This is a genomic window from Prevotella sp. CAG:255 (assembly GCF_000431195.1).
Lineage (GTDB): Bacteria > Bacteroidota > Bacteroidia > Bacteroidales > Bacteroidaceae > Prevotella > Prevotella rara.
In genome coordinates, this window is sequence record NZ_HF986827.1 from 1 (window position 1) to 5,858 (window position 5,858).

General features: G+C 47.2%; 9 protein-coding genes. 4 read left to right on the forward strand and 5 right to left on the reverse strand.

The window, feature by feature from the left end:
* The 3 genes from QVO66_RS09955 to QVO66_RS09965 form a co-directional block, all read left to right on the forward strand.
* The coding region (locus tag QVO66_RS09955) for an AAA family ATPase (RefSeq protein WP_288172800.1) at positions 1 to 416 on the forward strand (416 nt) is incomplete at its 5' end.
* On the forward strand, positions 413 to 1,153 hold the full coding sequence (locus QVO66_RS09960; RefSeq protein ID WP_021855341.1) for a hypothetical protein: 741 nt from the start codon (positions 413 to 415) through the stop codon (positions 1,151 to 1,153). The genes QVO66_RS09955 and QVO66_RS09960, both read left to right, overlap by 4 nt.
* An 875-nt stretch (positions 1,154 to 2,028) precedes the next feature.
* Positions 2,029 to 2,271 (forward strand): helix-turn-helix domain-containing protein, encoded by a 243-nt coding sequence (locus tag QVO66_RS09965; protein ID WP_021855342.1) that lies wholly within the window; start codon positions 2,029 to 2,031, stop codon positions 2,269 to 2,271.
* 36 nt (positions 2,272 to 2,307) lie between these two features.
* Here QVO66_RS09965 and QVO66_RS09970 read toward each other — a convergent pair whose 3' ends face one another.
* From QVO66_RS09970 to QVO66_RS09990, 5 genes are all read right to left on the reverse strand, one after another.
* Positions 2,308 to 2,664 carry a hypothetical protein gene (locus tag QVO66_RS09970; protein ID WP_021855343.1) on the reverse strand — a complete coding sequence of 119 codons (357 nt, stop codon included), beginning with the start codon at positions 2,662 to 2,664 and terminating at the stop codon, positions 2,308 to 2,310.
* 61 nt (positions 2,665 to 2,725) lie between these two features.
* Entirely contained in the window at positions 2,726 to 3,088 is a 363-nt protein-coding gene (locus QVO66_RS09975; protein WP_021855344.1) for a hypothetical protein, read from the reverse strand.
* A gap of 1 nt (position 3,089) precedes the next feature.
* Entirely contained in the window at positions 3,090 to 3,260 is a 171-nt protein-coding gene (locus QVO66_RS09980) for a hypothetical protein (RefSeq protein WP_021855345.1), read from the reverse strand.
* Between the two features lie 12 nt (positions 3,261 to 3,272).
* Complete coding sequence (locus tag QVO66_RS09985) at positions 3,273 to 3,602, reverse strand: hypothetical protein (RefSeq protein WP_021855346.1); 330 nt, start codon at positions 3,600 to 3,602, stop codon at positions 3,273 to 3,275.
* A 17-nt stretch (positions 3,603 to 3,619) separates the two neighbouring features.
* Positions 3,620 to 3,814 carry a hypothetical protein gene (locus QVO66_RS09990; protein WP_021855347.1) on the reverse strand — a complete coding sequence of 65 codons (195 nt, stop codon included), beginning with the start codon at positions 3,812 to 3,814 and terminating at the stop codon, positions 3,620 to 3,622.
* 790 nt (positions 3,815 to 4,604) lie between these two features.
* On the opposite strand from QVO66_RS09990, the gene QVO66_RS09995 reads away from it, so the two are divergent.
* Entirely contained in the window at positions 4,605 to 5,813 is a 1,209-nt protein-coding gene (locus QVO66_RS09995) for a site-specific integrase (RefSeq protein WP_021855349.1), read from the forward strand.
* Positions 5,814 to 5,858 lie beyond the last annotated feature (45 nt).

Below are 5,858 nucleotides of genomic sequence, written 5' to 3' on the forward strand. Positions count from 1 at the left end.
AGCAGGAATTCTCATTTGCGAAACCTACAGAAGGCGACAATGTATTGTATTGCGTAATCGGTGGGGTTAAGATACCTTTCATGTGGGTGGCATCAACCGGCACATTGAACCTGGAACTGCAATATTATTGGTTGAAAGAAATGGGCAATGCTACATTCGTGTTCGTGGACGAGTTTGATGCTTTTTATCATTACGAACTTTCATATACCATTTGTAAGTTACTGTTCAAGGGCAAACATCAGGCGTTCGTGACAACCCACGATACATTTCTGCTGACAAACGACCTGTTGCGGCCTGATTGTTTTTTCATTCTGAAGAACAATGAAATTAATGCAATCTGTGACTTGACGGACAAGGAACTCCGCTTTGGTCATAATTTGGAAAAGTTGTATCGAGGGGGAACATTCGGCGTATGATCTTGTTTGTGTTCGAAGGTTTGAAAGCCGAACCGACAGTATTCGGCTCGTTGGAAAAACTTTTTCTCTCGGGAGAAGAGGTAAGGATGGTGAAATGCAGTCATGACCTGCCGACGCTATATAAGAGGTTGAAGAGTAACGACTTTGACCTGTTCCGCTCATTGCCATTAACAGAAAACGGCATTGATGTGCCTGATGGAATACGACTTGACACAATGTTCTCTCAGATATTCCTCTTTTTCGATTATGACTTTCAAAACCGGATAGGTCTTGAGAATGTGAACACGATATTGGAAGAAATGCTTGGATTTTTTGACAACGAGACCGACAATGGCAAATTATACGTAAACTATCCGATGATTGAATCTCTCAAATATACTAAAACGCTGCCTGATGCCAACTATTGGAAGTACACCGTAACAAGACAGGCTTGCGTCGACCATAAATTCAAGGGTGAGGCGGAAACGTTTGCCTATACTGAGGCAAAAGGATATAAGTTTATCGACCTGTCAAAAACCAATGAAAGCAAGGTGAGGAACAATTGGAACATGTTGAAGGCACAGAACGTGTGCAAAGCCAACTATATCGTATCAGGTGAAAATGTATTGCCAGAAGACAAGGATACAGTCAATCAAGATGCCATATTTAAAGCACAAAAGGAAAAATATGTTTGCGCAAATGACGAAGTGGCAATATTAAATTCTTTTCCTATATTCATTCACGATTATCTGAAATAAAAACAATATTGTTGGATTAGCAACTTTTTAACAATCCATCAATATTTCGCGTTTGTTGCGCATTTATTCAGTCAATCAAATAGTATATTAACAGTCCTACAGCGACAGACCATCAAAAAATGTAAAAACAGTACTGGTTGAAATTTCAAAGGGGAATCCAGCGACGGAAGAGTATTCCACAACCGTATATTTGCTTGTAGAGAAACCGAATAAATATATTTGAGTTATGGCATCACAATAGCATATAGAAGCAGTCGATTTTCATGCAGCACTAAAATCCAGACATATTAATACACAAATGTCTGGATTTTTTCATTTTCGAACCCAATCATAATAGCTTGACATGACATATAACAACCAACTATGGCTGAATGTATTCAAAGCTCCTCTTTTCGATACAAATCTTCGAAGAATAATATGCACACATTTCATGGTTGACAGCGTTGACAAAGGCCAATTTGCATTATATCAACAACATCCATGAAAAAGTATGCGTTGACAAACGTTGACAAGCGTTGACAGATTTGGGAAAATCCGGAAATCCATAGCCAAGTGTTGACAAAACACGGTACATATATAATTATTCTTTTTTAGTTAAATAAAAAGATAAAATATTGTATAACAGTAATTTGCGAACAATATTTCTCGTGTGTCTTTGCCCCTTTCAACCTTGTCAACGCTGTCAACCCTGAAACATATACCCTTCTCATTTTTCAAAAAGTGTTTTTCCGCTTGCCCGCCTTTGGCACGGAAGTGGAATAACAGCAAGTCCACGAAATCCGTCATTTTCCAATGAACTTCCTTATCTTCCAATGTCTAACGTCTTGCATGGCATCCGTCCGCCGGTTATCTTTATGGCCAAAAAGGACTAAGACATGGACTTATACAAGTTGTTTGGTGAAATCATCCCGGAAGGAACATACTCGGTGCGCGAAGCCGCAAGTTACCTTGGCGTACACCGCTGCACCATATACGCCTATATCAGCCATCCCGAAAGGCCGTTGCCCTTCAGCAGGGCGGAAAGCAATGCAAGGCGCCGTTTCCTCGGTAAAGACCTGATGGTCTTCAAAAAGAACGGCATCCCGAAGAAAGGACGCAAGCGCAAAAGCTCCCAATAGTGATACAGGCTTTTTCTTTTCACGCACATCAAGCCGTCAGGCAATCCCCCTGATTGCTTCAAGCAGTCCGTACACCATTTCCTCCGCCTTTTCCATGTCGGCCACGATATCCTTGATGTGGTAGGGAGCGCCACGCTGTCCGTGGCCGTCCGGTCCAATCCACAGGCTCGCCTCATAGTCGGGGTCGAAACCTTCGTAATAGTCCTCTATCTCATCTGCCAGGCTGTCGATGCTGCCTCCTGTCATGGATGCCGTGAAATAGAAGTCCTGCCCTGCGGGCGTGAATTTATAGAACTCGAAAATGGTGCTGTTCCCTTGCCTGTCGGCACGCACTTCCCATCCGTCGGCCTCGCCGCACCTCATTACTGCGTCAATGTTGATATTCGTATTCATCGTCTTGTCTGTTTGTGCCAGCCGTGACCGTGAAAGCCACGGCTGACGGGTTAGTTAATGTTCAATGTTCAAATCCGGCAAGAAACCGTTGCAGGCGGTAGTCCTGCAAATTCTTCAGCTTCGTTGGCCGGAAGTTTTCCTGCTGCCTTACCTGCAACTTGCCCATGCCTTGTGCCGTAAGGTCAAGCGTCACGTCCGAAAGCTCGTTGAGCGAGACATAGCCGTACTCGTCCTCTGCAAGTCCTACCACAATGCCGAACAGGACTGTATCATTGCCCTGTACTTCTCCCTCAAGTATGAACCAACGTATCGCACCAAGTGCGAAGATGGCCACGCAGACGGCTTCTTTTCCCATGCCGTCCTGCGAGTAAAGGGGATAGCCTTTCAAGGCTTCCTCCAACCGGTGTGTCATCAGCCTGCACATGTCAGCAAAGTTTTATATCGTCCACGTACACTTCTATCTCCGCACCGCTTGTCAGCCTCACGATGAAGCCTGTATCCGTCAGTGCAACCACAATCCCGTGATGATAGCCACGCCACGGCCTAATCAGTTCACATTCCCTGCCGTATTCGGGAAAATCAGTATATCCTGCCATATTCATCTGTTTTTAGGTTGTTACACTATTTCTGTTTCTTTTATAGTCTGGGTCATAGACAAGCTCCTTTTCGACAAGTGAGCCGTATGCTTCCGCCGCAAGCCTTGATGCCCATTCGTTGCGGTCGTCATAATAGCCTTTGCGGTAGTTGTGCGCCAGTTGGCGCATGAAGCCGATGAACACCTTGAACATCTGTTGCTGGAGGTAGCGGTGCGCTCTTGACAGCTCCCTGCCCGTGATTTCGGCGGAACGCATCCGTCCGTTGACGAAGTACTCAAACTCTTTGGCAAACTCCTTGTCCTGTTTGGATATTGCCTCTCCTGAAAAATTCTGATAGTCCATAATAACTTGTTTTGATGTCATACACTTGCCTGATAATAGATTTGTGGTTCGGCCGATACATTGTAGATGTAACTGCCGCAACGTACCAAAAGGCAGTCCTTGCCGTAATACAGCCTTTTCATGCCTCTTACGCTCCCGGTACGGTGGAAGTTCGGGAAGCGGTCGATGCCGACCCTCCGCCCTTGTTCGATTGTCATTCTTCTTACACGCATAATCCGATGTTTTTAATGTTGTAGGTTTCAATTCTTTTCCCTTTTGTGAAACCCTTTGGGGCTTCGTGGCCGGGAAAGCCGTTTTCCGTGCGGAGTTTCACTGCGGACAAGAGGGAGGATAAGACAGGTGTGAGGCGAGAGAGCGCGGACGGAATACCCAAATTCCCAAGGCACGCGGAAATTTGTGGAAGGCTGCCGTCAAACCCTCTCGCCGAAAGCGCAGGCGGCACTTGGCGTTCCTCCTGTCCGCAGTATATTTGCACGGAAAAACGTTTTCCGGACATGACGCCCGACGGTTTGCAATTAAAAGAATAGGTATAAGCAAAGTCATCCAAGTACCGCCGCCAATGTGGGGACTTTGCTGACTGTTGAGTGAAACGAAGCGCAAGAAGTCCCCTCTTTGGCGTCGGACATGGTGTTGCCGCTTGTGGTAAAAGATACAGGACTGTTTGCTTGGTGTCAAGGACACGGAGCAGACAGTCCTGCAACAATATCCCTATAAATCCCGCTAAATTCCTCATTCTCCAATGTTTAACGTGTTGCAGACATCCTGACTTGCCCCTACCTTTACGGCAGGTCGGCGGATAAATACGGTCTCAATATATAAATAATGTGTCGACGCAATGCTGCAACATTTCCAATACACGGCATTTGGGGATGCAAAAGACCGCATATTGCGCTCCAAAAGACGACCTTCCGTAAGGTAAAAGGCCGCCTTTTGCAAAGCGGCTTGCCGGCACGCAAAAATCCGCCGGCCGTTTTTTATAAAACGGATAAAAAACATTGGACTATGACATCTATAAAACTGAAGTTCAGGCCTTCGACAATGCCGGGCAGGGAAGGCTCCTTGGTGTTCCAACTGATACATGGACGCTCGGTGCGCAGGATAACGGGCAAGTATAGAATCTTCGCCGAAGAATGGGACGGAAGGGCAGGGCGGATATTGCTGCCGGTTCCGTCATCACCGCGTTACGCTTTCCTCGTTTCGCTGAAAACGGAACTTCAATGGGAGCTTGACAGGCTCAGACGGATGGTGGAGGAGCGCGAAAAAACAACGGGCACGGTAAGCCTTGATGAAATCACGGCAGCCTTTTCGCCCGATACCGACACGCCGGACAGCGTATTCAACTTCATACGCAGCCAGATACGGCACAAGAGGCAGCTTGGCAAGGTGCGTTCGGCGGAAACGTACCGTTCCATGCTCAACAGCCTCATGCGTTTCTGCAAAGGCACTTACCTGACGTTCGACATGGTGGACGGCGGGCTGATGGAGCTATACGAGGCGTGGATGCAAGGATGCGGACTGACGCGCAACACCACCTCTTTTTACATGCGCATCCTGCGCACGAACTATAAGCTGGCGGTGGAGGAGGGTCTCACGTCCGACCGTCACCCGTTCAGACACGTCTACTGCGGTATGGACAAGACCGTGAAAAGGAGCATACCGTTCATTGACATCAAGAAGATAAACGATCTGGATTTGTTGCGGAAGCCAAGTCTCGACTTCGCCCGTGATATGTTCATGTTCAGCTTCTGCACGCGCGGGATGTCATTCGTCGACATGGCGTACCTGAAGAAAACCGACCTTGACGGCGGCTGCCTGACTTATCGCCGCAAGAAGACGGGACAGCTCCTGACGGTGGAATGGACAAGGCAGATGCAGGCAATCATGGACAAGTACAAGCCTAACGCAACAAGGTACCTCCTGCCTATAATCACACGCGAGGATGGGAGCGAGCGCAGGCAGTACCAGAACATGATGAGGAAAACCAACAGACTTCTGAAAGACATCGCCCACATGGCAGGGCTGCCGTTGCCGTTGTCAATGTACTACACGAGGCATTCATGGGCTACAATCGCCCGTGGCAAGGCCGTTCCATTGGCAGTCATAAGCGAGGCCCTCGGGCACGATTCGGAAACGACAACGCAGATATACCTCGACTCGATAAAGTCAAGCGAAGTGGACAAAGCAAACAGCATGATTCTGGAGGGTCTCTGACGCAAAAAAAATAGTTGTACGAAAATGGACTTCTCCTATTATGAG

Coding starts and splice junctions, on each gene's coding strand:
- QVO66_RS09970 (WP_021855343.1), bottom strand. CDS start 2,664: ATGAATACGAATATCAACATTGACGCAGTAATGAGGTGCGGCGAGGCC.
- QVO66_RS09990 (WP_021855347.1), bottom strand. CDS start 3,814: ATGCGTGTAAGAAGAATGACAATCGAACAAGGGCGGAGGGTCGGCATC.
- QVO66_RS09980 (WP_021855345.1), bottom strand. CDS start 3,260: ATGGCAGGATATACTGATTTTCCCGAATACGGCAGGGAATGTGAACTG.
- QVO66_RS09965 (WP_021855342.1), top strand. CDS start 2,029: ATGGACTTATACAAGTTGTTTGGTGAAATCATCCCGGAAGGAACATAC.
- QVO66_RS09975 (WP_021855344.1), bottom strand. CDS start 3,088: ATGTGCAGGCTGATGACACACCGGTTGGAGGAAGCCTTGAAAGGCTAT.
- QVO66_RS09985 (WP_021855346.1), bottom strand. CDS start 3,602: ATGGACTATCAGAATTTTTCAGGAGAGGCAATATCCAAACAGGACAAG.
- QVO66_RS09960 (WP_021855341.1), top strand. CDS start 413: ATGATCTTGTTTGTGTTCGAAGGTTTGAAAGCCGAACCGACAGTATTC.
- QVO66_RS09995 (WP_021855349.1), top strand. CDS start 4,605: ATGACATCTATAAAACTGAAGTTCAGGCCTTCGACAATGCCGGGCAGG.